The sequence below is a fragment of the Methanosarcina barkeri MS genome (genome assembly GCF_000970025.1).
Taxonomy (GTDB): domain Archaea; phylum Halobacteriota; class Methanosarcinia; order Methanosarcinales; family Methanosarcinaceae; genus Methanosarcina; species Methanosarcina barkeri.
Map to the genome: position 1 here is coordinate 1,208,654 of NZ_CP009528.1, position 24,450 is coordinate 1,233,103.

The following is a 24,450-nucleotide window of genomic DNA, read 5'->3' on the forward strand; positions in this document are numbered from 1 at the left end:
ATGTCGATTTTATTGAGAGTTGAGGCTCATAGCAGCATTTCCTTTGCTTTTGCCACGGCTTCGCTTGCGTTTTCAGCATAGCAGTCTGCACCTATCTTGTCAGCCCAGGACTGGGTTGCAGGGGCTCCGCCTACCATAACCTTTACTTTGCCTCTGAGCCCTTCTTCCTTGAGGAGTTCAATTACATCTCTCTGCCCCTGAAGGGTTGTCGTCATAAGGGCGGAAATTCCGATAATATCAGCATTAACTGCCTTTGCCTTTTCTACGAAATTCCTTGTAGGCACATCCCTGCCAAGATCATAAACTTCAAAACCAGAAGACTGGAGCATAGTAGAGACTATTGACTTGCCGATATCGTGAACGTCGCCCTCGACGGTTCCGTTTACGATAACTCCCAGTTTCTTGCTCTCTGTCCCTGCCGGAAGTTCAGCTTCAAGCACTTTAACCCCTGCTGTCATTGCATCAGCAGCCATCATTACATGGGGCAGGAAAAGTTTCCCTCTCTCAAAGAGAATTCCTACCTGGTTCATGCCTGCAGAAAGACCTTTGTCAATGATCTCAGCAGGTTCCATGACCTTTTTTGCTTTCTCGACAGCTGCGAGCACTGCATCTTTTTTACAGGAGATTACCGCATCAGCAATCTCGAGGAGTAATCCTTCTGTATCTGCCATTTTTTCTGTCCCTTCTTTATCTGAAAATAACTGACATTTTTCTTCTGTCATTTACTCGGAAGACGGTAAGTTAGTTCCTATTACTATTATATATACCTTCCTAAAAGTATATAATAAGATATCAAAAATATAAAGAAAACATTTAAAAAATGGTGAAAATCATGTTAAAAATTTTATATGACTTTCACTTTTTTAAAAACATCGAAATGTCTAAAATATCTTTGATACTTAGAAATTTCGGAAATTTATACTGTTTGTAGCTCCTCAGCTTAGCATTCTTCAGTGACATTATCTTTCCAGAGATCAAGTATATATTTCATTATCAAAAATAGGAGTATTATAGGGGAGTGAAGAAAATAGTGTACTGTCCTTAAGATAAGGGGACCTGGAGAGTCTTTCTGGAAGAAAACAGAATACGCTATTTTTCTATTCATACTAATTGGAAGTCTCTGGTTACTTCATTACAAATTAATGTAATTGATGAATAACATATTTACCTAAAACAACTCACATAATTCTATAAAGTAAAAATTATACTAAGGGGAAGGGGTATGGAAGTAGAAAGTAGAGCAAAGATGGAAAAAACGCATACAAAGCCAAAGAATGCTTGGGAAAATTTTTTTAAAGATAAAACACACGGGGGGCACAGATATTCATCTGAGGAGTTTCTTGCTATGGAAGCCAGGGAAAAATTATTCCACCTTGACGGAGGCAAAACGCTTCTTGACTTCGGTTGCGGCTCTGCAGAACTCCTTACCTACTATGCTCTTGAATATGAACAGCTTTTAGGAGTGGATTTTTCCCCATCCATGCTTGGCGAAGCAAGTAAAAGAATTAGGGAAAGAAAATGTAATAACATTGATCTTATTCTTGCTGATCATGAAATACTCTGGGAAAACCTGGACTCAACCTTTGATCGAATAACTGCAGCCGGAGTAATCCAGTACTTATCTTTTCAAGAAATTGACGCCTTTATTGCCAAAGCATCAGAACATCTCAATTCAGATGGTAAAATGGTCTTTTTTGACATACTGGACCCGCGATTATACCCATTGTGGAAGTTAGGAGTATTTGCACCGAATGCAGGGCTTTTAAAAGCTTTGTACAGAATGAGTTGTGATTTTCAGAATTCAATATTGGCGGCCTTAAAAAACCGTCCGAGAAACATTTACGGTTTTACTCATAATCCTTATAAAATCCAGAAAATTGCAAACAAACACGGTTTTGAGATGCGCTATATACAATCAATGTACTACGAATATAAGTATCATGCAATAATGTTTCGGACTTAAGCGGGAATGCACTGGAATTAAACTTCACCTAATAACAGGCCAAGTTTGTCTAATAGTCGAACTATGTCTAATAATACTGTGTCATTTATGCTGTGATCAGATCAGTATTCTATATTAGACCAGTATTCTATATTAGACCAGTATTCTATATTAGACCAGTATTCTATATTAGACCAGTATTCTATATTAGACCAGTATTATCTTTATCAGACAAGTAAATCTTCAATCCCTGCCTCTCTCACAATATCGATCGCCTTAGCCTCTTCTTCCGGAGTCAAGCGGCGTCCAATCTCTGGATACTCCATAGCCCGATAGCATGGCCTGTACTGGAACATGAGATTGAACCTGATTTGCGGGATATTTTTTGCAACCCATTCGGCAATCGGCCTTGTACAGCATTCCAGATGGCCCGGCAGGACAAGATGGCGAAGGAGAATTTCTGAGGTTTTGTAGGCGAATTCGAAATTTGGTTGCACGATTTCCAGGTAATTTTTTATTTTTGAGTATTTCCTGGCGCATATATCGTTTCCGTACTTGAAATCTCCAAGGTAAACGTCTACAACCCCTTCGAGGATTTCTGCAATTTCCGGGGAATGATACATATTTGAGTTCCATACCACAGGCGTATTTACAGAGATTTTCCGGACTATTTTAAGGACAGTATGAGCGTGCGGAGTCGGGGTAACGAAATTTACGTTTCTTGCCCCATGCATTCTCCGAAGGCTGATCAGTTTTGCAAGTTTCTTTGGCTCAATTCGAATTCCGGTGTCAGGACAGGTTGAAATATCCCAGTTCTGGCAGTAAACACAGGCAAAAGTACAGCCTGTAAAAAAGATCGTGTGAGATGGTACAAGCTCAGGCTCTTCTCCCATGTGCAGGAACTCAGAAGCGTAATTTGAAAGGTCTGTAAGCCTGCAGAAGCCTTTTTCGCCAGCTTTCCTGTTAACCTCACAGCGCCAACCGCAGCACTGGCATTTTTCCAGCATTTTGCCCACAATCTCAACTTTAAGGTCAAGAAGAGAGGGACTGGCTTTTGGAAGTTCCAGAAAGCTTCTGGTAAAAAATGCTAGCCTGTCATTTGCATTTTTATAGTCAAGGGCTTCCGCGGCTTCTAGTTCAAGGTCTTCTTTGAGTTTTCGGTACTTTTCGATCTCATTACCATGAATTTTCCTGAGTTCTTCAAGCTGCATGCCTGGATCAAACTGGACCGGAATTCTTTCGGTTATCTTAAAAAAGGCAGGCATTTCATCTCTCTGCACCTTGAAGTAACGTTTCAGGTACTTCGAAGCTGCCATACTGAAATATTATTCCACATGGGTTAAAGGCTTATTGTTCGTTTCTTCCGGGTTTCAATTTTAATATCCGGTTCTGGTTTTTAGTTCTGGTTTTTAGTTCTGGTTTTTAGTTTTGATTTTCAGTTTTGATTTTCAGTTTTGATTTTCAGTTTTGATTTTCAGTTTTGATTTTCAGTTTTGATTTTCAGTTTTGATTTTCAGTTTTGATTTTCAGTTTTGATTTTCAGTTTTGATTTTCAGTCCAGACTTTTAATTCAGATTTTCAGTTTTGATTTCCAGTCCAGACTTTTAATTCAGATTTTCAGTCCAGATTTATAATTTTTGATTTTTAATTTCTGCTCTTGCTGGTTTATTTAATCTGAGTTTACTATTCATTATTGTATTTTTTAGAAACGAATAGTCTTTTCCAGGCTTTTTGCAAGCAAGGTTATAAGAAGAAAAAGGCTTTTTACACTTTTTGACTTTTATCCTTACGGTAACTCTAAATATTTACATAAGCAGGTTGGGAACAAAAATGGAATGGTTTTTCCTTTTTATTGCAGGTCTTTTTGAAGCAGCCTGGGCAATCGGGCTGAAATATACAGAAGGTTTCACGAGGCTTTATCCAAGCATTCTTACCGTCGTGTGCATGTTTCTTAGCTTCTATTTTCTTTCCCAGTCCCTGAAGACTCTGCCAATAGGAACCGGCTATGCAATCTGGACCGGAATCGGGATTATAGGCACTACGATTCTTGGTGTCCTGCTCTTTAATGAACCCATGGATTTTGCCAGGGCTTTCTGCATTATTCTTATATTCTCAGGGATAATCGGGCTCAAAATAATTTCTCCATAACCATTTGCAGAATTCCTGTTCTTTTTCAGGTCTTTTCCTGTACTACTGGAAGGAGACCTTTTTTCTGCAGTCGGGGGCCAAAAATTAAAAACCTGCAAGACAATTTATCATGGGATTAAACCCGAGGGCTGTTTCAGTTCCGATTTTTCTTACCTTTTGATCAAGTGGTCAAAAATTAGCTTTAAAGGTGCGGTGCCCGCGGGAGACTTTTGGGGGAATATTCTGGTTACGCTTGACAGCACGACAATTAGTCTCTGGGATTTGATGTCCCTTCTGTTTGTACTTCTGTTTCTTTATGCAATAATCTACCCGCAGTCGCAGCTAAAACAAATCCGGTTGCGGCGCATGGCAAAACTGAAAACTATGGAAAAGAGCCACGGCTGCAAGGTGCTCACTATGATTCACAGACGGGAGGCAATCTCTCTTTTCGGGCTGCCTGCCTACCAGTACATAGATGAGGAAGACGCCGAGCAGATCCTGCGCTGGATAAGAAAATACAAGGATTACCCGCTTGAGCTGATCCTGCACACGCCTGGCGGTCAGCTCCATTCCAGTATCCAGATTGCACGCGCCCTGCGGCGGCACCCGAAAAACACGAAAGTAATTATCCCTCACTATTCGATGTCAGGAGGCACAATTATCGCCCTTGCAGCAAATGAAATCGTGATGGATAAGGATGCGGTTATCGGACCAATCGATCCCCAGATAGGAGACTTTATTCGTGGGATGTACCCTGCTCCCTCATGGATATATGCTGCAGAAACAAAAAAGGAAAAGTCCGATGATATCACCCTTGTTATGAGTGATATCTCAAGAAAAGCCCTCAAATTCACCAGAAATGTTGCAAAAGAGCTTCTTGAAGGCAAAATCCAGCCAGGCCCGGCTGGGGAAAGCAGGCTCGATGAAGTGGTCGAAAAATTGGTCAGCGGAGAAATGATCCACAGCACTCCACTCTCAGCCGGCGAGGCAAAAGAAATAGGGCTTGCTGTCAGTACGGATTTTCCGGAGGACGTGCATGAATTTATGAAACTTTTCAAGCCTGTAAAAAAGAGTGTGGAATATGTGGAATCAAGTTCTTCATAAACGGAAGAAGATAAAAATGGAGGAAGATAAGAGCGAGGAAGATCAGACATCAGAACTTTTCTGTATAAATAAAGTTTCAATATGGGAACTTTCATACATAATAAATTTTTGGCGTTAGAAGGTTCGAGGCTTGAAGAAAGGTCCGGAACTAGAAGGGCTTCAAATGAATGTCAGTAGAGTTACCCGGTCAAAACAGTCAGCTAAAAAAACTTATGACAGACTGAGCAAATGGTAAGACTTCTTTGCCGGCCCTTTTGAAATAAATTTCAGAGATGCCGGGATGCATAAACTGAATGTCGCTCCGGGATAAATTATTCTTGAAATAGGCTTTGGCACGGGACAGTGTATCCTCGAAATTGCCCGAGCTGTCGGAAATTCGGGAAGAGTCTACGGAATTGATATCTTGGAAGGAATGTGTAACATTACTCAATCGAAGGTCGAAAAAACTTGTTTTTCAGGAAGGGTATAACTTGTATGTGGAGATGCTATTAAGCTTCCTTTCTCGGGCAGTTTCTTTAACGCTATCTTCATGAGCTTTACCCTTGAGTTTTTTGCCACTCCTGAGATCCCTGAGGTATTGAAGGAATGCCTGAGAGTACTTAAAAAAGACGGAAGGCTCTGTGTTGTTGCCATGAACCAGAAAGATGACCCTACTCTGATGATAAAGCTCTACGAATGGGCCCACAGAAAATTTCCAACTTTTGTCGACTGCAGACCGATTTTTGTCCGGAAAACTCTAGAAGAGTCCTGTTTTCCTGTTCTTGACTCAGTTGAAATTTTCGCATGGGGTTTGCCAATTGAAGTAGTCCTTTCCAAAATATGTAAAGAGAATTCCAAAAGATCTTAAATGAATCCCAAAAGATGTAAAGGCAATTCCAAAAGATCTTAAATGAATTCCAAAAGATATTAATTGAATTCCAAAAGATCTTAAATGAATTCCAAAAGATGTAAAGGCAATTCCAAAAAGGGTTGAAATAAAAGCTTGATTGAAACAATCAAAAATTTCAAACTTTTTTCGCCTTTTTTACCTTCGCATTCTCTTCACTCAACCCTGCCCATATAACCTTATACTCTAGCTGTTCAAGCACAGGATAGTAAAGGCTGCGGTCAAGCCTGAAACTTTCAAAAACCTTTACTGCGTCGGCGTAAGTTTCTACTGCTCCCGGTCTTTCAAGTTCTTGATCTATTCTTTCAAGTAGCTGCCTGTGGATTAAATAATTTTCAAGGAGTATGTAATCTTGATATTTCTCCAGATCTTCGACTTTTCTGGATTCCCTGAGTTCCTCTAAACCCCTTGATTTTTCGAACTCTCCAGTTCTTTCTGATTCTCTGATTTTTCCTAACTCTCCGATTTCTTCCAGTTCTCCGGCTTTTGCAAGCCTATCTGCAACTACTTCCTTTAAGGCATCTGGCAAAACTCTTTTTCCGGCTGCGATTTCCTCAAGATTTACAAGTTCTCCTGAAATTGGAAATTCCATTTCCTCCAGTCTTGACCGGTCTTCTGAAAGCTTTTTTTCCTCGTACTTTCTGAGTATCTGCATGACTTTATTTGCCGGGATTTTTTTGTCAAAGAAGATTACTTCCTGCGAAGGGAAATCCTTTTCAGAACACTTGAGTTTTCTATCAATCAGGAGAATCACAGGTTCCTTTACTTGCTTGAGCTTCTCAATCTTATTTTCCAAATATTCGGGAGTCCAGAAGCCCACTATTTCCAGATATACCCTCATCCCGTCCCTCTGGAGAGAGAAGTCCGGGACAAAAGCGTATTTTCCGGCTTTAAGAATCGTTGGCTCCCTTTTTATTTTCCAGCTTCCCAAACTGAGGCTCCCAAACATCTGCTCAAGTGTGCTGTCATAGGCAGCTTCTTCGGCATCGATTTCCTCAATCCTGGCTTCTTTTTCAGCTTCTTCTCCGGCTTTTTTCCCGGTTTCTTCCCCAGCTTCATATTTTTCTATTTTTTCTTTAATTTGAAGCTCTGGCGAAAGGGTCTCAGGGTACACGGCTGCTTCAGGAGTGATTTTGAAAAACTTTTCCGAGTCATCAAGGGTAAAATTCAGGATGCGCTTTCCCTGGTAGCCTTTGTGAAGAATGCCTGCCTTGAGCCTCCAGCCTTTTGACCTCAGCAGCGCAGGAAAGATTTTTGCAAAGGAATTCCCATAGCGTTCGGATATCCGAAAAAGAGAAGCAGGCCCGTCAAGATGCAGGTGGACAGCTTTTAATTCTTCGAAATTTTCTCTGGTTTTTCCTTCCTTTTCTTCTTTTTCTCTATTGATTCCTCTATCGATTTTGCCTCTTTCCTCGTCAGCATCTTCAAGGGAATACATAAGCCCTGAACGAAGGATTTTCCAGAGGATTTTCTGAAAATCGCCTTTTATCCAGATGTCGAGGTCAACTGCACGGAAAAGCAGGGTCTGGGTAAGGGAAATGTTATACTGTTTTAGAAGTTCTGCAGGATAAATGGGTACAAAACTTTTGACTATCTGGTTTTCTTCAAGATCCGCCCAGAGTGCCTTTTCAAGTTCCTTTGCCGAAATTGAAAGTTTTTTTGCAGCTTTTTGCAGCGCCTCTTTTCTCTCGGCAGGAGAAAGTGCCATGCCTTCGCAGGCTTCAAAAACCGTTTCCCTCGCCAGAGAAGGGTCAACAGCTGCATCCGTTTCTATAGCGGTGCGCCTTCCAAGCAGCTGGGAAAGTCCCCTGATAAAACGGTAATTCATTTCTTCGTAACCATCAAGTTCAGCCAGAAGATCCCCATAAGTTTTTCCGATATGCTGCTCGAAAGTTTCTATCAGAAGCCTTGCAAGTTCCAGTTTTTCGGGGTCAAAAGCTGCGTATACAGGCTTTATTTTTCCTCCGGAGAGGCGGGTTACAAGAAGATCAGACGTGAGCAGAAGAGCCGCCTCCGAGATTTTTTTCTTTCTTCATCCGGCTTTCCTTTCCAGATTCTTTCTTTATCTGGTTTTCTTTTCCTGATTTTGTCTTCATCTGATTTTCTTGCGCTGATCTTCCAGAGCCTTTTCGGTTTGAAACAGCTTCTTCTCTTCTCCTGGCAGTTCCGGCTTCGGTTGTTTCTTCGGATATAATTTCGTAGAGTATAGCTTCTTTTCCTTCTTTCTTTCTGAGGATCCTTCCCAGGCGCTGGATATATGCTAATTTGCTCCCTGTACCGCTTGCTATAATTCCTATGTTTGCCTCAGGGACATCTATGCCCTCGTCAAGAACCTTTGAAGTAACTACAGCCCTGTATTTTCCTTCCTTGAACTTCTCGAGGATGGAATTCCTTTCTTTTGCAGGCGTTCTGTAGGTGATTGCAGGGATAAGAAATTCCCTGGAAATTCGGTGGACAAGCCGGTTATGTTCCGTAAAAATGAAGATCCTGTCTTCTCGGTGTTTATTCAGGATCTCTTTTAACTTTTCAATTTTAGACTCCGTGTTAAAAGCAAGTTCTCTTGCTGCGTTTCTTGCAAGAAGGGCTTTTCTGGCTTCAGGGTCTCTCCCGCTTCTCATAACCAGTTTCTGAAAGTCCCTTGGCCCACGAAGAATCATCCCGGTTTTCCGAAGATAATCTGTATAAACCGAATGACATTTGTCGTATTCTTTTCTTTCCTCGTCCGTAAGTGCAGCAGCTATCCGTTTTATCCTGTAAGGGGCAAGGTGGCTGCCTGCAAGTTCTGAGACATGCTTTTCGTAGACTTTTCCCCCTACAAGCCTGTTAAGCTCTGAGTGTAACTCATCTTCCCGTTCGTAAGTGGCTGTCAGTCCAAGCCTGTAAGGCGCTGCGGAAAATTCGGCAATGCTCCTGTATCCGGCGGCAGGCAGGTGATGAACTTCATCAAAAACAAGGAGACCGAACCTGTTCCCAAGTGTTTCGGCGTGAATATAAGCAGAGTCGTATGTTGAAACGGTTATCGGAAGAATTTTCTTCTCCCCGCCCCCAAGCTTTCCGATTTCCATCATAAAAGCTTCTTCAAGCTGTTTTTTCCATTGTTCAAGCAGATCAAGCGTCGGGACAACCACAAGGGCAGGGGTATTACAGCCTGCAATTGCGCTGATTCCAACAAGGGTTTTTCCGCTTCCTGTTGGAAGGACAAGCACTCCCCATCTATTATTTTCTCCCCAGGTCACAAGAGCTTCGGCCTGATAATCCCTTAATTTAAGTTTCTTTCCAGACGCTTCATAAGCTGCTGCCAGATCAGGACAGGGAAGGAGGTCAAGCACTTCATCTTCAAATAGAATCTTAGAATTTTTCAGATAATCTGTTATGTCTCTGTAATAAAGAGCAAGAGCTCTAAAATTTCCGCTTCTTTCATCCCAGACTGCATTGGGAACTCTCACATTACCTTCTATAAGAAGCGTTCCCTGCTTGAAGCTAATTTTGATCATTGTTTATTAAAAGTTTGGACATTATATATAATAATGGAGGTAAGTCTATACATTATTTTCTAATAGCTGGCTGGCACTTAATCTTGATTTATTAGTTGCATGGAATAACGAAATGAGAAACAGTTGGCAATTGAAACTAAGGTTAAAATGAATTTAACATTTAACCATTTAACTTTAAGGTGAGAAGTCCCCTTCCTTGGTAATTTATGGCGAAAGCCGGAAAGTGGCAGATGGGGATGTATTCTCTTCAAATTATATGGGGTAAAAGTAAATTTCATGGTATCTTCTTCAAATTGAGTGAAAATCTCTCACTTTCATACTTGCAGAAAATTTACAAATTTTGCCAGGTCCGAGAAACAACCTCAAGTAATGCATTCAACTTAACAACTGTATATCAAAATTGTTGTATATTTTTCGAGTTGGGAAATTCTCCCTTTAATTTGAAGAGGATACCATTTAACCTTAAAAGCAAATTTACTAACATTAGATCTAAGTTGGTTTTAAGATCAGTTCACTGTTTTAACTAAATAAATATTTATGTGTAGTTGGAGTAATCCTATCTATCAGGATGTGACTACATGGATAAATTCATCAAAGATAAAATAAATCAGAGCATAAACGATAGAGTGCAGCATCATTCTCGATTTTTAGAGAATTGTAATACTTATAATTCTTTTCTTAAATTAGAAACGAAAGCATTTGAAGCTGGTTGCCTTTCACGGAAACATAAGGAACTAATGGCTCTATCTATTTCCATTGTTACTAAATGTGAGCCCTGTATTGAATGGCATGTTCAACAGGCTTGCTTAGCAGGTGCATCAGATAAAGAGATATATGAGACTATTGATGTGGCCATCGAAATGGGAGGTGGACCCGCTGCCGCTTACTCACGATTTGCATTGAATGCATTGGATTTTCACAAAGAAGAAAGTTCGGATAATAAGAAATCCGGTAAACAAGCCTGAAGAAGGAAAAAGATAGACGAGAAAGATACTTTCACTTGATGCAAATACCTGATTGCTTTTTTCCTTTTGTTCAGGTTATTTATAGTTTTATTCCAATATAAACACTAAAAAATTTATCTTTATCGTCAAGTGGGGGCGTAATAAATTGATACATCTATGGGAGTATGATTCTCGCAAGCTTAACGGCTTAAACTTGCCGCAGATGATGAGCGAACTTGAAAGGATAGGAAATGAAGGCTGGGAACTGGTTCTGATAAGAAACGATATCAATGAAGAAGGCAGGGTAACTGCCATTTTCAAGCGGAAAAAAGAGAGTGAGACTATAGCTTTATAACTCTATTTTTCATTTTTTTATCTTTTACTAATTTATTGATAGGCTTAAACCCTATTTCGGGTAAATTAAAGCAATTATCTTATCGGGTTTTTCAGAATTTTTTCAGTCTACCAGTTTTGTAACCAGTTTTGTAAAAATTAGTTTTATATTTTTACCGCATATTTGGAAAAATAAACACAAGTGAATTCTAACTTCAGCATAGATTTTCTGCCAGGTTTGAAACCCTTAACAGTTTTATTTAGAAAAGAGCTGCGTTCCCACCTGAAAAATTCTGGAAGTTCCGAACGGCACTTATTAGGTCTTGTTCAGGAAGAGGTTTAGTATTGGACTCACGGGTTGCGAGCTTCTTATCTCTTCACTTTTAGAGTAGATTTTTCGGAGTAGGCGTTGAAGTATTTCTTGTGGAATAGGTCTTGCTATGTGGTCTTGTAGATGAGAACGCAAGTTATACTATGCTCTCACTCTATATAATATTTTTAATAAATAATATTATTTTAACTCTATTTTGTTGGTATACGTATCTAATTTTTCTTTACTGGTTTAACCTTATAGCATTAAGCTACAGTACCTGATGTAACTGAATGTAAATACTAAAAATGATTGCCTGTAAGGTAACAAGAAAAAGGTCAACTCGTTCTAAAAGGATGATTTACCTGAGATCCGGTAGCAGATAATCTTTCTTTAAGAGAACTGAGTTTAAGAGAACTGAGTTTAAGAAAACTGAATTTAAGAGAATTGAGTTTAAGAGAATTGAGTTTAAAAGAATTGAATTTAAGAGAATAGAGTTTTAGTCAATTATTAAGTTGACTAACTGATCTTAACTAAAGAAAAAACCGCAGAAAGCAGGAGATCATGGAAAAACTCTGTACTAAAGAGACCACGGAAAAACTCTGTACTAAAAACGTTTCTGGGGTTTTCGCTCAAGTCTTTTTTTAAAAAGCTTGCGGAAAAGCAGTTTTTTGAAAAGGCTTAAAGAACTCGGGTGGATAATGGTGTCGAATCAATAGCAAATTCAGATATAATCGATTGTAATTATTCAAAGTTATTAAATTTTTGAGGATTGATATGATACTAAGGATATGAAATTCGTAAAGTTCCTAAACACTTTTTTAAAATGAGGTGGCGTTCTCATCCGAAAAACCTGGGAGTTCCGAACGGTATTCAAGAGACTCACTTTATTATAGTTGGGGAAGAGGTTTGAGGTACTTGACTTATGCGTTGCGAGTTTCTCTTTCTATATCCCTTTATTATAGAGTAATTTTCTGGAGTAGGTGCTCTTTGCTAGTGGGGTGTTAAAGGGATGAGAACGCAATTTATACTATGCAGTTATTATATATAATATTTTTAACAGTTAATCTTATTTTATTTCTCTTTTTTTGTGTATCTTTCTAACATAAGTTCATTAAACGAATGCTTATTTCATTAATTTAATAGTCATATAACCGCGTAAATTACGCGAGGAAACATCTCAAAATGTTGAGAATGATGAGGGGGATATCGTTCCAAAATGAAAAAATTCCGGAATAAGAAAATTCAGTAAAAGTAATTGCATATGAAATTGGCCTTTAGTTGTAGGTAAAATCGGCTTGAAGTTGCAGGTGAAATCAGCCTGAAGTGCAACTTACCTCATACGGATGTTATTATTGGAACTCCTCTTTTTTCAAGATGAGAGCTTTTCAAAATACTGCTTTATCAACGGTTCATATTCTTCAAACAGGTCTTCGATATAGGTCTGGCTGTACCTGAATCCTTTTTTAGAGCCGTTTGTATAAAAAGTGATTATAACCGCTCCCACAGCCATTAAAATAATATTGAACCTGTAGGTCAATGTAGTTCTGAGTTTTAAAAAATGTCTCCATTCCGGGAAGAAAATAAGCAAACTCGTAGGCATCGAATAAAATCATGAGCAGGAAAAGAAAGGCAAATCTCTCAGCTATTATTAAGAGCCGCAAAAGCCCTTAATAGTGCTTCAAATAAGTTTTATATTTTACCAGCACGAGCTCAAAAAACATGTAAATCCTTCCCATTATTGGGCTTTCACGCTAACTATATTGTAAATGTTACTAAAATACTATTCCAATAATTTTTGAAATTTGGAAAGTGGGAAGAATCCGAAAGGTGTAAAGAATCCGAAAAACGTGATAGTTCGCAGGAGAAACCCAGATTTCCGGAATAAAAACAGTAAGCAATTCGGTATAGTTTGATTTTACTCAAATAAGATGAATGCACTTGTTTTTTCGGAATTGATCAAAGATTCGCTACTAAAATTAAGTTGGAATTCACTCAAAATTTAACTTATGTGTCGCATGCTCTTTTATAAGGTATTAAACTTTCATAGAGTTTTTAATCTGCGAAATAATTTCAGGATACAATAAATCAAAAGACTGATCTATTATTCAACACAATAATAAAGTTTAAATTGTTTGGATGCAGATTTTATAAGCATTAGTACTTCATATATTGTCCCTTAAATTACATTTTATCTTGCGATTAGGAAGTTCATAATGCAATCAGCCGGTTTCTACATTTTCATTCTAGTTCATTCTTCAATTGCCGCTACTATGTATTATAAGCTTGAGGTAAAAAGTTCATTTGATGAATTGAATCAAATATTTGCACGTAACAAATCTAATGAATACAAAAAATTAAATTACTTGCTTCAAAACCTAAGTAAAAAAACAAATGTCGAATTTGCAATTTATAATTCAAAATTTGGAAGAAAGTTATCTATTATTTCATTTATGGTGGCTAGTACTTTTTTATTTGCTTTAGCTGCATATGGAAACATTATCCTTTTATTAATAGGATTTATTTTATTCTTACCTGAAATTTACATATATTCAAAAAAAGCTACTACTTTTTTGAAACAAAGTCCTATTCATAATTTGGTTGTTAAAAAGTGGATAAACTTAACAACTAGCTTTATGTCTGATTTTTTATTTAATCTTGCGAGTAAGTATCTCAAGTTTTTATCTTATAACTTCGTCATTCTTATTTTGATATTCCTTTTCTGGTTTTTTTTGCAGAAAATTTTTCTGTCAGAAAATGGATTAAACTTTGATAGTTTCTTGTCAGGTACAGCTAAAAATATGATTAATACAACGATTAATACAACAGTACTTTATGATGATAAACCGCTAGATGTAATATCTGGGAATAAGTTATCGTTTTCTGGAATTTTATTTACTCTAAGTATCGGTGGGGCAATTATTTTTTCATTAGTTGATAATTACAATGAACAAAAGGAAACAATTAATCAAAACGTTTTTGAAATTAAAAAACATTACCAAAAATGGTTTCAATCTAAAAAAAATAGTCTTAATTTTGATCTCAGTAAATACGACGAATTTAACTCTGCTGTTAGTTATCTTCGAGATGAATTTAATACCTATGTGCAACTAAAGAACAATGTTTTAATATATCGTTTAACTAAAGGCTTAATGGTTATCATTTATTCAATGGGAATTTTTGTAATAATAGGGTCAGATTGGATAATTAGTCTTATTTTTAAACTATTTCCTATTGTTTCAACTATTTTTATTTTTTTGATTTTTTACCTTTTTTATTGCTTTAAAAACTCTACTTTTTACTCTATAGGAAAGACAAATATTTCTTCAGAAAGAAATCACACTATTTATGAATTTATAGATACCTCACAAGGCAATTACGGTGAAACAATTATTGATAAAAGAAATTACATGGTTGAGCCGATACATAAATAATCTTGGATCTTCGCTATTTCATATGAGTAACTCAAATTTTAGTTTTCCTAATTTTAGATAGATAATAAGGCTCTTCGCTGTTACGTATGGGTTGAAAATAATTGATTAGTTAGAAAGTATTCAGGCCAAATAGGAAAATATCAAGTCTGAATGTAATTTTCAGCAACAACTGTTTTTATATTTAATATATTCAACTCAAAAATTTAGGAATGAAATATAAGTTACCCACTAGAAACAGCGAAGAGCCTTAAGCACTTAACTTTTGCGTTGTCTGCTTGTATCATATATTAAACTTTCAAAGTTTTTAATCTACCAAATAATTTTGGGATAAAACAATCGTTTCTGATTATTTGACTATATGAAAATATACATAAACAATCCCATATTCAGAACTTTATTCAGTAAAATGTAAAATAGTAAATTGAATACTAAGCTTTTACCAGAAGTCACCGAAAGTGAGTCATGGTGGAAGTTTTGGTAAGATTTGGACTACCAGTTAGTAAATATATGAAAGGTGGTTTACAGATGGAAAGGCGGTACTTGAAGGAATCTAATGGTCATTATGAAGTAGATATTGATATCTCTGTGGATGAGTGGAAGTCGATGCTTCAAAATCATGAAATTTTTTACGAAAACGCATTGGATATGGTTTTGAAGTGGTATAATGAAGTTGGCCATCAAGCAACTGCTAATACAGTAAAGGAAAAATATTCACCTGAATTGAAACGTCCTCCATATAACGGAATTGTCAAAGAATTAACTAGAAGGATTCTAAAACATTTGAATCGATTTGAAGTAATTGGTACTACAGGTAAAAAATCAGTATTCATCGTACCATTTGAAGGATGGTATGTTGACTACAAAAGACCTAATAAAGGATTCGTTTGGAAATTGAGAGATGAGTTGGTTCAAGCTTTAGAAGAAGTTGGTATGGTAGATAGACAAATATTTCTATCTAAAGAATACTTAGATAAAAAAGAGCAAGAAAATATTAACAAAGCGTTTCAGTTGTCTATATATGAATTGGAAAAAAAGATAGATGCTAAAACAAAAAAGCAAACTCTGAAAACCACATCTGCAGCTTCGGTAAGATATGACCGAGATCCTGACGTTTCCGCTCTTGCGTTGAAGAAAGCTAATGGTTATTGTCAACTTTGTGGTAACTTAGCTCCATTTTTAAAAAAAGATGGAACTCCTTTTTTGGAAGTTCATCACATCCGATGGTTGTCAGAAGGCGGGGTTGATGACAAAACGAATACTGTTGCTTTATGCCCTAATTGTCATCGTAAGATGCACATTTTAGACTTGCAGGATGATAGAGATTTCCTTATTAACTCAATAAAATAAATAATAGAATTGGATAATTATTAATTTTTTTGATTTAGTATAACTTGTTACTCTCTCATTTTTTCAACATATTTAACCTATGTTTTTCTAAACTTATTCATTCAATATACTGGAGGAGTATATGAGTTATGAATAGTTGCCCTTTAATCAACTGCAAAAAATAGTACGAAAAACATAGTAAACAGTAAACATAACATTAAGAGCCTTATCTAGACATGAAAGCAAAAACAGACTATAATTTAAAAAACATTATATGTGATCGTATGTTACCAAATAGTGATTAAGATGAGTAATAAAAATACTGGTTCTATGTATGCTGAAAACATATTATTATTAGGAGCTGGTTTTACTAAAAATTTTGGCGGTCTATTAGCAAGTGAAATGTGGGCTGAAATATTTAATAATGAAAAAATTCAGGCTCAACCGAGAATTAAAAAATTAATGCTTAATAATTTCGATTATGAATCAGTTTATTACTCTGTGCTAGAAGGATTAGAAGACAAAGAAAGTTTATTGCCAACTTTAAAATTTAAACGTAAAGAAAAAGACGCCATCCAAGAGGCCACGAAAGCTGCATACGACACCATAGACGAAACTCTTTTAAGGCGATTAAGAAAATACCCAGAAATAGAATGGATTCACAACACTGATACATTATTTTTTAATTTTGGCAATACAAAAAATAAAAGTTTTATCTTTACACTGAATCAAGATTTGTTTATTGAAAGATTTTACCAAAATCCTCTTGAGCCTAGAGATCCTACCAAAATCTATATTCTTAGACTTTGTATTCCTGGAATTGATAAATATCCAGTATGGTATATGAATAGAGATTCTTTTTATGATTTTATTCCATTTTCAACTGATGAAGAAAGAGAACAATTCTATAATTTAAAAAAGGAAGATTATTATCTACTACCTAACGAAGATGTATTAAATTCTAGAAAAGAAAATCTGTTGAAAAAAGAAAGTTATTTTCTGATAAAGCTCCACGGGTCATATAATTGGATTAGTTCTAATGGATCAAAATCAATGGTTATCGGCAGGGGCAAAACTGAACAGATTAATAATGAACCTTTATTGAGATTTTATTTTGACACTTTTAAAGAAGTACTTTCACAGGATAAACGTCGTTTATTAGTAATAGGTTATGGTTTTGGCGATGAACATATTAACAGTGTAATATCTAATGCTGTTAAAAATCATGGACTTAAAATTTATATCCTTTCGCCAGAGTCACCAAAAAGTTTTAAAGAAAAATTATGTGATGGATGCGGAAAGTCTAAAGATATTATTAATATATGGAACGGAGTTTCAGGTTACTTCCAATGTGTAGAAGATGTTTTATTAAAGGATACATATGGTAATCAATCTGAAAAAGAGCATTTTTATAATGTATTCTTCGGTAAAAACAACTGGAAGTTATAACATAAAATGATTACTTATTAACTTCTAACTTCCTTTTGATTGAAGTAATTCATGTGATTTTTTGTAATTTTTTTGATTACAACTCTGCCAGACATCCAATACTAATAGAAATTCAATTCTGTAAGAAAGCCATACCTGTCCAGAAAGTTCACCCCTGAATAATTCCATCTTTCAACCTTATTACTCTGTCTGCGTATTCGGCATGCCATTCTTCATGTGTAACCATTACAATTGTCTGTCCTTTTTCCTGATTGAATTTCTCGAAAAGGTCAAGGACTTCCTTTGAGGTCTGGGAATCCAGATTAGCACAGGGCTCGTCTGCAAAAAGGACTTCTGGGGAATGGGCAAGGGCTCTGGCTATTGAGACTCTCTGCTGCTGGCCGCCGCTCATCTTGGAAGGGAGTTGCTGAAGGCGGTCGCCAAGCCCAACTGCGGAAAGAATTTCTGCGGCTGCGGATTCACATTCGGTTTTACTTTTGCCCTGCATTATAAGGGAGATATAGACATTTTCCATAGCATTGAGCTCGGGAAGTAAAGCATAGTCCTGAAAGACATAGCCCAGGTTATGCAACCTGAATTTGCCTTTTTCGCTGTCTGAAAGTCTGGAGGTATCCGTACCGTCTATAATGACTTTTCCCGAATTTGGGGTATCAAGCAGGCCGAGCTGGTTCAGAAGAGTGGTTTTGCCTGAACCACTAGGGCCCATGATTGCAATGAACTCTCCACGCCGGATTCTTACATTTACGCTGCGCAGGGCCCGGACCTCTACCTCTCCCATCTTGAAGGTTCGCACGATATCGATACCCTCTATAATAGTATCTATAATAGTATCCTCTGTCGGTTTTTGGATTTCATCCGTACTTTTTATTGCTTCCTCAGTCTGCTTTTGGATTATTTCCATAGTTTTTACTGCTTCTTCAGCCTGCTTTTGGATTATTTCCATATTTTCACCCTTTGTTTTGCCCCATTTATTTGCCCCATTTATTTGCCCCAGATCAGGTCAAGAAGATCTTTCTGAGCCAGTTTATACGCAGGAATTACCGAGCCCACTACAGAAGAAAGAAACAGGAGGACTGCCCGATTTAAGGCTTCTGCATTGTCCAGCTTGAGGCTCATGTCTCCAAGCGGGATTTCTACAGGATGGGAAACCGTATAAGGCACAAGCCCAAAGCGCATAAACAAGTAGCCAAGTATAACACCCGCGCCTGCGTAAAGCATGGCCTGGAGCACAAAGGATGTAACTATCACGTTTTGTTCTATCCCTATTGCTTTCTGAACCCCTATCTGTCTTTTTTTATTCACAATATTTACGTAAATAACCACAAAGATGATCACAAAAGCAATTAGCAGGCCGATTGCATTCATAATATTCCTGACCAGCCCAAGTGTGCTTTCGATCAGCCGGAGGAGACCTGCAAATTCATGCCAGGTACGGATATTCTCACTGATGCCAAGAGAAAGGAGCGCAGTTCTGGTATCGTCCTCAGGTGTACCGTCTGCGGTTTTAACGGCTATTTCCTGAGCAAGGTCCCTGCCCTCAATACCCAGCATTTCTTCAAGGTCAGCTCTGGTAAGATAGGCTGAGGCATCAGCCATGAAATAGCGCGTTGTATAGATTCCTTTTACCCTGAACTCCCGGGTTACACCTCCGATTGTGAGTTCAACGGTATCTCCTACTTCCACACCTCCTAAAGATCTCGAGTCCATGAGGGCTCCGAAACCTCCTGAGACCTCCCTGCCCAGAATAATCTCTCCTTTATCAGGCCTGCTCAGAAATTCCCCACTTATCATAGCATCTTCAAGGCCTGTTACAAAGATCTCGTCCGCAGGATCTATCCCATAAACCGTAGCTCCTATTTCTTTCTCTTTATAGCGGACGTTTCCAGTCATTTTCAGGCGAGCTGAGGTCCCTACCACCTGCGGAAGACTTTCTATCTTTTTCTGGAGGGCTGATGCGTCCTCTATATAGCGTTCCTCTTCCTTCGGTTCGACCACGACGTTTCCGGTCTGAAAGTTCACCATAAGTTCATTAAACTTGAGCGTAACCCCAGCCAGCATGCTTGAAAAAAGCACAAGCTGTATAAAGATCAGGGTCAGGACGAAAACTGTAAAGATTGTAATCCCTTTATTGCCCCTGGTTATGGAGCGACTGGCAAGGAAGAAGGAAACTCTCGCTTTTTCGAGCATAATAGGCCATCCTTTCTGGTTAATTCCGTTTTCGGGCTTGTTTCCTGGATTTTTGTTTTCAAGATTTTTGTTTCCAGGATTTTTGTTTCCAGGATTCTTATTTCCAGAATTTTTGTTTCCATGATGCTTGGATTTTAGAGCTTACCTTTCTTTTTCGTATAAAGAATCACAGCTGCAAGGACCAGGACGGCTCCAAGAACAATTGGAATAACACTTCCTTCCTGTCTCTTCACATTAAAAGTCAGGTTCTCGCTAACCTGGTGCTCGCCAAAATCATCCTCATACTCGACCAGCAGGGTTACATTCTGATCACCTGTTTTTTCAGGAGTGAATGTAAAAACTGCAGGAGCATCATCATCCTTATCCAGACGCCCGAGAAAAGCACTCGTGCTTCCGCTGCCCTCAAGCCCCTCAAGCCTGGCTTTGACTGAGCGAGCTTCCCCTTCCCCAACATTTTCGAGCCTTAAAGTAAGGGATGCCTGCTGTCCTTTCACAGGTATCTCCGGGTCAAATTTCAGGCTTGAAATATCAATTTGCGCCCTATTAAGTACGTTAATTCCAATTTCCTGGATCTTGTCTATCTGGAAGGTCTCAGTGTTATTCGAGGCTGTTATCCGCAGTGGAATCCTGTAAGGCTTCACATCAGCATTGCTGCCCAGAAGAAGTTTGAAAGAGAGGTTTTCGGAACTGCCTGCACTCAGGTTCTCAAAGAAACGGACGTTATCTTCCAGCGGGATTAAAGGTGACGAGCTGTTGAGGTTAAGCATTACCCTGACATTTTTTGCGTTCCCGTTTCCTGCATTCTTAACTGATGTCTTCAGATAGAACTCCTGTCCAGGAACTATGGCTCCTGAAGAGAAATTATCCTCATTTACAGGAAGAATTTCAGTGCTGCTGAGTACAAGGTCCGGGTTTCCTTCCACCCGAATAGGAATTCTTTTAGAAAAACTTGTCCCGCTCTTGTCTTTAATAGTGAATTCGAGCTGATAGATTCCCGATTCAGCTTTAGGATCTACTCTCAAATAGAAACTCAGTTCGACCTTGGAACGTTGCCGTATCTGTTCAATCTGGAAATTTCGCTCCGTGTTCGTTCCGGAACCGTAAAGTTCTGAAGTGCTATACTTAAAAACGAAAGGATGAATTTCCTCAATTCCCACTATCACGTTCTCTGCGGGCTCGTCTCCGGCATTCTGGATATTGATCTTTATGAGCAGGTCTTCACCCGGCCTGGCAGGATTGGGGTTGATTTCCGAGACATCAACTCCAAGGTGAGTGTTACCGGACACTACAACTGCAGAAGCCGGGCCTGTCAAAAAGACGGTTATCATCAATAAGGCAAGTACAAAATGAAGAAATGACGCCGAGATTCTATCTATCGGTGTTCTGTTTGCCGATTTTCGATTTACCGGCATTTCATCCCTTGATCTTGGATTTTCCGGTATTTTATCAACTTTTCCTTGATTTTTCGGTTTTTTATCTATTGAACTTCTATATCTCAATGTTTTGTCTACTGTTCTTTGATTTCCCAGGATTTTACTTACTGCTTTTCTATTTATCAATGTTTTACTTACTGCTCTCCGATCTCCCGATATTTTATTTATCAATTTTCGGTCTGCGGATATTCGACCTATTAACTTACACTTCTTTTTCCCGGTGCAGGAATACTTTTCTGGACAGGCGGGCTTCATATATAACAGTCCTTGTGCCTAGTTTATAACGGTTGCACTTTATTTGCAACCGGTAATATGTTGTATTCCAAGCCTTTTCAAAAAAGGCTTGAGCGAAAACTACTTGACGGTGTGATCAACCGGTGCAACGCAAGCCTTTTTAAAAAAGGCTTGACCGAAAAACTCAGAACAAGAGCGTGATAAACCGACTAAACGTTTACAGCTCAACGGTTGGGATTGAGCGAAAAGGTCTAACTGCGTGGCTATACCCCATTTTAAATATGAAAAAATTGATTGAAAAAGCTTCTATTTCAACAGGGTTTCCTAGAAAATCCAGCAGGATTATCTTGATACCTTCCTTGGGCTTGAGGCTTAGGCCTTGAGTTTATCAAAATACTTCCTGGTCTCAGCCTTAACAACTTTTCGCAGAGCCAGCAGAGCAATAAGGTTCGGGATAGCCATGAGCCCATTTACGATATCGGCAAGTACCCAGATAACATCTATAGTCAGGAAAGCGCCTGAGGCAACAATCAGGATGTAAATGATTTTGTAAGGGAGGATTCCTTTTATGCCAAAGAGATATTCCACACATCGCTCGCCATAGTAATTCCATCCCAGGATAGTTGTAAAGGCAAACAAGATGAGCCCTACTGTTACGATGTAATTTCCAACCTCCGCAAGTACTGTGGAAAAAGCATAGCTTGTCATATAGGCACCTGCAAGGTCGCCTGTCCAGGAATCCGTTACGATCAGGACGATTCCGGTCATGAAACAGATGATAATGGTGTCAAAAAAAGTTCCTGTCATGGAAATAAGCCCCTGCTTGGTCGGCTCTTTTACCTTTGCAGCCGCAGCAGCTATTGGGGCACTTCCGAGGCCTGCCTCGTTTGAGAAAATTCCTCGGGCAATTCCCATTCTGACTGCAAGCATCACCCCAGCTCCAAGAAAACCACCCCGTGCAGCAGTTTCTGTAAATGCAGAGTTTATTATCAAAGCGAGGATGTCAGGAATTTTCTCAAGGTTTAACCCAAGAATTATCAGGCAGCCCAATACATAGCTTATTGCCATGAAAGGCACCAGAAGCTGGGCGACTGCTGCAATCCTCCTGATCCCGCCAAGCGTTACAAACGCCACAAGCAGGCTTATTACAAAAGCGCTCAGGGTTTCAGGGATATTAAAGGCAATCCTTGCCGAATCTACAATGGCGTTTACTTGCGGAAAAGTTCCGATTCCAAAGAGGGCTACGTTCATCCCAAAAAAAGCAAAAGCGGCTGCAAGAGCGCGGCTGTACTTCCTCTGCCCAAGCCCATTTTTGATATAATACATGGGCCCTCCTGACATCTGCCCGTTTGCATCCATGACCCTGTATTTGACTGCAAGCAGGGACTCGGAATACATGGTTGCCATTCCGAAAAAGCCTGCAAGAAGCATCCAGAAGAGAGCGCCCGGACCTCCCGTTTTTATTGCAGTTGCAACCCCAACTATATTCCCTGTCCCGATAGTTGAGGACAGCGCAGTGGTGAGAGCTCCAAAACTCGAAACGTCCCCCTGTACTCCAGTTTCGGCTTTTCTTGAATTAAGCACATACCTGAGCGCAAGAGGCAGCCTGAATACCTGGACCATTCCGAGTTTCCAGGTAAGGAAAATCCCGGTCCCTACAAGTAAAACCAGAAGCGGTGGTCCCCAGATTAACTGGTCTATCCCTGTAAGGATCTCAAGTACATTAACACCCGATAATTCCGTTAAAGCCAGCCCCCAGAAAGCAAAGAGATAGTTTAAGAAAAGACATAGTCTTAAAAGAGATAGTTTTAACTCAGTATTTGTTCCAGGCTGGTCTTAAACTTTGATGTTCAGGCACTCTTGTTGTAAAATTAAGTTTCGAGTTTAAAATATTCAAAAAAATATTCCCGCAAGCAAAAGGTTACCTTTTTCAGCCGCCAAACAAAGTAAATTTTTATACTAAGAAGTTATTTAATATTTTTTAGGGGAGCTAATATGGTGCGTATCACATCTTTAAATAGCATGTCTCTGGCAAAAGTCCTGAGTCTTATGTATCTCTGCTTTGCAATTGTATTTTCGCCGCTTATTCTTTTCATGGTAAGTATGGATGGGATAGGTCTTACTGAAGGTGTATTCGTAACTGTATTCTTTATTGTTTTTTATGGGATTGCGGGAGCAGTAGCGGGATTTCTTATTGGCACGATATATAATATTGTTGCAAAACAAGTTGGGGGTATCGAAATAGATACTGAAACTGTTTGATATGATAGAAAAACATGATAGAGAAACATGATAGAGAAACTTATCAAAAGAAATTTTTTTTTAAACTCATCAAAAGCAATTCTTTTTTCTAAACTCTTTCTCTCCTGTCCTTCTATTTCAGGTTATTTAATAAGTTTCATATTTCTGGATTTTTATTTTTTCTTAATCCCGGAAAAAAGCCGAAAGTTTCATCTGCTCAATTTTCTGAATTACTTCAATTTGCTCTTCTTGTTTTTGTTGTTTTTTAGATTTTACTATTTTTCCGGGCTCAAGTTCGGGCTCGAGAACAGGCTCAAGAACAGGTTCAAGAACGTTATCAAAAAAAGCGGCTTCATTTTCTGGACTTAGCGAATTTCTATAACACTCTGTTGTTTTTTCCTGCCAGTTTTCCGAAAGCAGTAAGAATTTCATCCCTCTTTTTTGCTCATTCCATTCCCACACTCCAGCCTGGTAAAAGATAGCTCCTAACTGGCTTGAAAGTTGAGCATAAGATACTTCGGAACGGAGCTTATACAGGAATTTCCCGATTCCGTCCTTTTCCGTGCCCATGCATAGTTTTGCGGCGTTATTTGCAAGAGTCTTCCATTCCCTATCCTGCATGAATTCGCAGAGCCTGTCAAGGTGGCGGCAGCTAATCTTATCGATTCTGGGAAAACGATTCTTTCTGAACTTCCTTTTTATGAAAAGGTTTCCTCGACTGTCTATCCGCCAGGAAAAGACCTTCTGCTTTGTCCCAAGGGTTTTTGATCGAGACCAGGAAGCAGCCATTGAAAATAAATTGGATTTTAAATATAAAAAATTGTTTGTTGTAATCTTCCCTGCAGTGCTTGCAAATCTGAAGGGTAAACCATAAATTATTTTATGCAGCTTTCAGTAATTTGAATTCCCTTTAAAAATCTGTTAAGTTTTTTTGTTAGAATTCTAAAGTTAAGAGGTACAGGCATTTATGTAGTTTCTGATAATAATCCAGAGAACAAGCCAACCA

Annotated in this window: 19 protein-coding genes and 1 pseudogene; 10 read left to right on the forward strand and 10 right to left on the reverse strand. The window is 38.5% G+C overall.

Annotated elements, in window-relative coordinates:
• Positions 1 to 26: 26 nt before the first annotated feature.
• Positions 27 to 671 (reverse strand): dimethylamine corrinoid protein MtbC, encoded by a 645-nt coding sequence (gene mtbC / locus MSBRM_RS04970; protein ID WP_048123111.1) that lies wholly within the window; start codon positions 669 to 671, stop codon positions 27 to 29.
• 551 nt (positions 672 to 1,222) lie between these two features.
• On the opposite strand from mtbC, the gene MSBRM_RS04975 reads away from it, so the two are divergent.
• Positions 1,223 to 1,963, forward strand: a complete 741-nt coding sequence (locus MSBRM_RS04975; protein WP_080941515.1) for a class I SAM-dependent methyltransferase — start codon at positions 1,223 to 1,225, stop codon at positions 1,961 to 1,963.
• A 206-nt stretch (positions 1,964 to 2,169) separates the two neighbouring features.
• On the opposite strand, the gene MSBRM_RS04980 is transcribed toward MSBRM_RS04975, so the two are convergent.
• On the reverse strand, positions 2,170 to 3,258 hold the full coding sequence (locus MSBRM_RS04980; protein WP_048154867.1) for a radical SAM protein: 1,089 nt from the start codon (positions 3,256 to 3,258) through the stop codon (positions 2,170 to 2,172).
• A gap of 514 nt (positions 3,259 to 3,772) precedes the next feature.
• On the opposite strand from MSBRM_RS04980, the gene sugE reads away from it, so the two are divergent.
• The 3 genes and pseudogenes from sugE to MSBRM_RS18720 all read left to right on the forward strand — a co-directional run bounded on the left by sugE (position 3,773) and on the right by MSBRM_RS18720 (position 6,020).
• On the forward strand, positions 3,773 to 4,090 hold the full coding sequence (gene sugE / locus MSBRM_RS04985) for a quaternary ammonium compound efflux SMR transporter SugE (protein WP_048119312.1): 318 nt from the start codon (positions 3,773 to 3,775) through the stop codon (positions 4,088 to 4,090).
• Between the two features lie 192 nt (positions 4,091 to 4,282).
• A complete protein-coding gene (locus MSBRM_RS04990) occupies positions 4,283 to 5,173 on the forward strand; it encodes an SDH family Clp fold serine proteinase (RefSeq protein WP_230629249.1) in 891 nt (296 codons plus the stop codon).
• A gap of 322 nt (positions 5,174 to 5,495) precedes the next feature.
• A pseudogene (locus MSBRM_RS18720) lies at positions 5,496 to 6,020 on the forward strand (class I SAM-dependent methyltransferase).
• A 157-nt stretch (positions 6,021 to 6,177) separates the two neighbouring features.
• On the opposite strand, the gene MSBRM_RS05000 reads toward MSBRM_RS18720, so the two are convergent.
• Both MSBRM_RS05000 and MSBRM_RS05005 read right to left on the reverse strand, forming a co-directional pair.
• The gene (locus MSBRM_RS05000; RefSeq protein WP_329957117.1) at positions 6,178 to 8,079 is read right to left on the reverse strand and encodes a DUF790 family protein; all 1,902 of its coding nucleotides are present in this window, start codon (positions 8,077 to 8,079) and stop codon (positions 6,178 to 6,180) included.
• On the reverse strand, positions 8,048 to 9,553 hold the full coding sequence (locus MSBRM_RS05005; RefSeq protein WP_048154870.1) for a DEAD/DEAH box helicase: 1,506 nt from the start codon (positions 9,551 to 9,553) through the stop codon (positions 8,048 to 8,050). The genes MSBRM_RS05000 and MSBRM_RS05005 overlap by 32 nt, the downstream gene beginning before the upstream one ends.
• 578 nt (positions 9,554 to 10,131) lie before the next feature.
• Between MSBRM_RS05005 and MSBRM_RS05010 the strand changes: the two genes are divergently transcribed.
• Together MSBRM_RS05010 and MSBRM_RS05015 are read left to right on the forward strand one after the other, a co-directional pair.
• Positions 10,132 to 10,518 carry a carboxymuconolactone decarboxylase family protein gene (locus tag MSBRM_RS05010; RefSeq protein WP_048119303.1) on the forward strand — a complete coding sequence of 129 codons (387 nt, stop codon included), beginning with the start codon at positions 10,132 to 10,134 and terminating at the stop codon, positions 10,516 to 10,518.
• Between the two features lie 145 nt (positions 10,519 to 10,663).
• On the forward strand, positions 10,664 to 10,852 hold the full coding sequence (locus MSBRM_RS05015; protein WP_048119300.1) for a hypothetical protein: 189 nt from the start codon (positions 10,664 to 10,666) through the stop codon (positions 10,850 to 10,852).
• 1,660 nt (positions 10,853 to 12,512) lie between these two features.
• Here the strand turns inward: MSBRM_RS05015 and MSBRM_RS20755 are convergent.
• Complete coding sequence (locus MSBRM_RS20755; RefSeq protein ID WP_158498961.1) at positions 12,513 to 12,653, reverse strand: hypothetical protein; 141 nt, start codon at positions 12,651 to 12,653, stop codon at positions 12,513 to 12,515.
• A gap of 703 nt (positions 12,654 to 13,356) precedes the next feature.
• Between MSBRM_RS20755 and MSBRM_RS05020 the strand changes: the two genes are divergently transcribed.
• The 3 genes from MSBRM_RS05020 to MSBRM_RS05030 all read left to right on the forward strand — a co-directional run bounded on the left by MSBRM_RS05020 (position 13,357) and on the right by MSBRM_RS05030 (position 17,349).
• Positions 13,357 to 14,574 (forward strand): hypothetical protein, encoded by a 1,218-nt coding sequence (locus MSBRM_RS05020; RefSeq protein ID WP_048154873.1) that lies wholly within the window; start codon positions 13,357 to 13,359, stop codon positions 14,572 to 14,574.
• Between the two features lie 465 nt (positions 14,575 to 15,039).
• Entirely contained in the window at positions 15,040 to 15,921 is an 882-nt protein-coding gene (locus MSBRM_RS05025; RefSeq protein WP_230669148.1) for an HNH endonuclease, read from the forward strand.
• Positions 15,922 to 16,206: 285 nt separating this feature from the next.
• Positions 16,207 to 17,349: an SIR2 family protein gene (locus tag MSBRM_RS05030; protein ID WP_048154875.1), complete on the forward strand. Its 1,143-nt coding sequence runs from the start codon at positions 16,207 to 16,209 to the stop codon at positions 17,347 to 17,349.
• 148 nt (positions 17,350 to 17,497) lie between these two features.
• Here the strand turns inward: MSBRM_RS05030 and MSBRM_RS05035 are convergent, their stop codons facing one another.
• From MSBRM_RS05035 to MSBRM_RS05050, 4 genes are all read right to left on the reverse strand, one after another.
• A complete protein-coding gene (locus MSBRM_RS05035; RefSeq protein WP_048154878.1) occupies positions 17,498 to 18,292 on the reverse strand; it encodes an ABC transporter ATP-binding protein in 795 nt (264 codons plus the stop codon).
• Between the two features lie 38 nt (positions 18,293 to 18,330).
• Entirely contained in the window at positions 18,331 to 19,536 is a 1,206-nt protein-coding gene (locus MSBRM_RS05040; protein ID WP_048154880.1) for an ABC transporter permease, read from the reverse strand.
• A 134-nt stretch (positions 19,537 to 19,670) separates the two neighbouring features.
• Complete coding sequence (locus MSBRM_RS05045; protein ID WP_176722089.1) at positions 19,671 to 21,224, reverse strand: COG1361 S-layer family protein; 1,554 nt, start codon at positions 21,222 to 21,224, stop codon at positions 19,671 to 19,673.
• A 351-nt stretch (positions 21,225 to 21,575) separates the two neighbouring features.
• Positions 21,576 to 22,955, reverse strand: a complete 1,380-nt coding sequence (locus MSBRM_RS05050; RefSeq protein WP_048154883.1) for an alanine/glycine:cation symporter family protein — start codon at positions 22,953 to 22,955, stop codon at positions 21,576 to 21,578.
• A gap of 243 nt (positions 22,956 to 23,198) precedes the next feature.
• Here MSBRM_RS05050 and MSBRM_RS05055 point away from each other — a divergent pair, with 243 nt between their 5' ends.
• The gene (locus tag MSBRM_RS05055) at positions 23,199 to 23,465 is read left to right on the forward strand and encodes a hypothetical protein (RefSeq protein WP_141706349.1); all 267 of its coding nucleotides are present in this window, start codon (positions 23,199 to 23,201) and stop codon (positions 23,463 to 23,465) included.
• Between the two features lie 162 nt (positions 23,466 to 23,627).
• Here the strand turns inward: MSBRM_RS05055 and MSBRM_RS05060 are convergent, their stop codons facing one another.
• Complete coding sequence (locus MSBRM_RS05060) at positions 23,628 to 24,233, reverse strand: hypothetical protein (protein WP_048154889.1); 606 nt, start codon at positions 24,231 to 24,233, stop codon at positions 23,628 to 23,630.
• Positions 24,234 to 24,450: the final 217 nt, after the last annotated feature.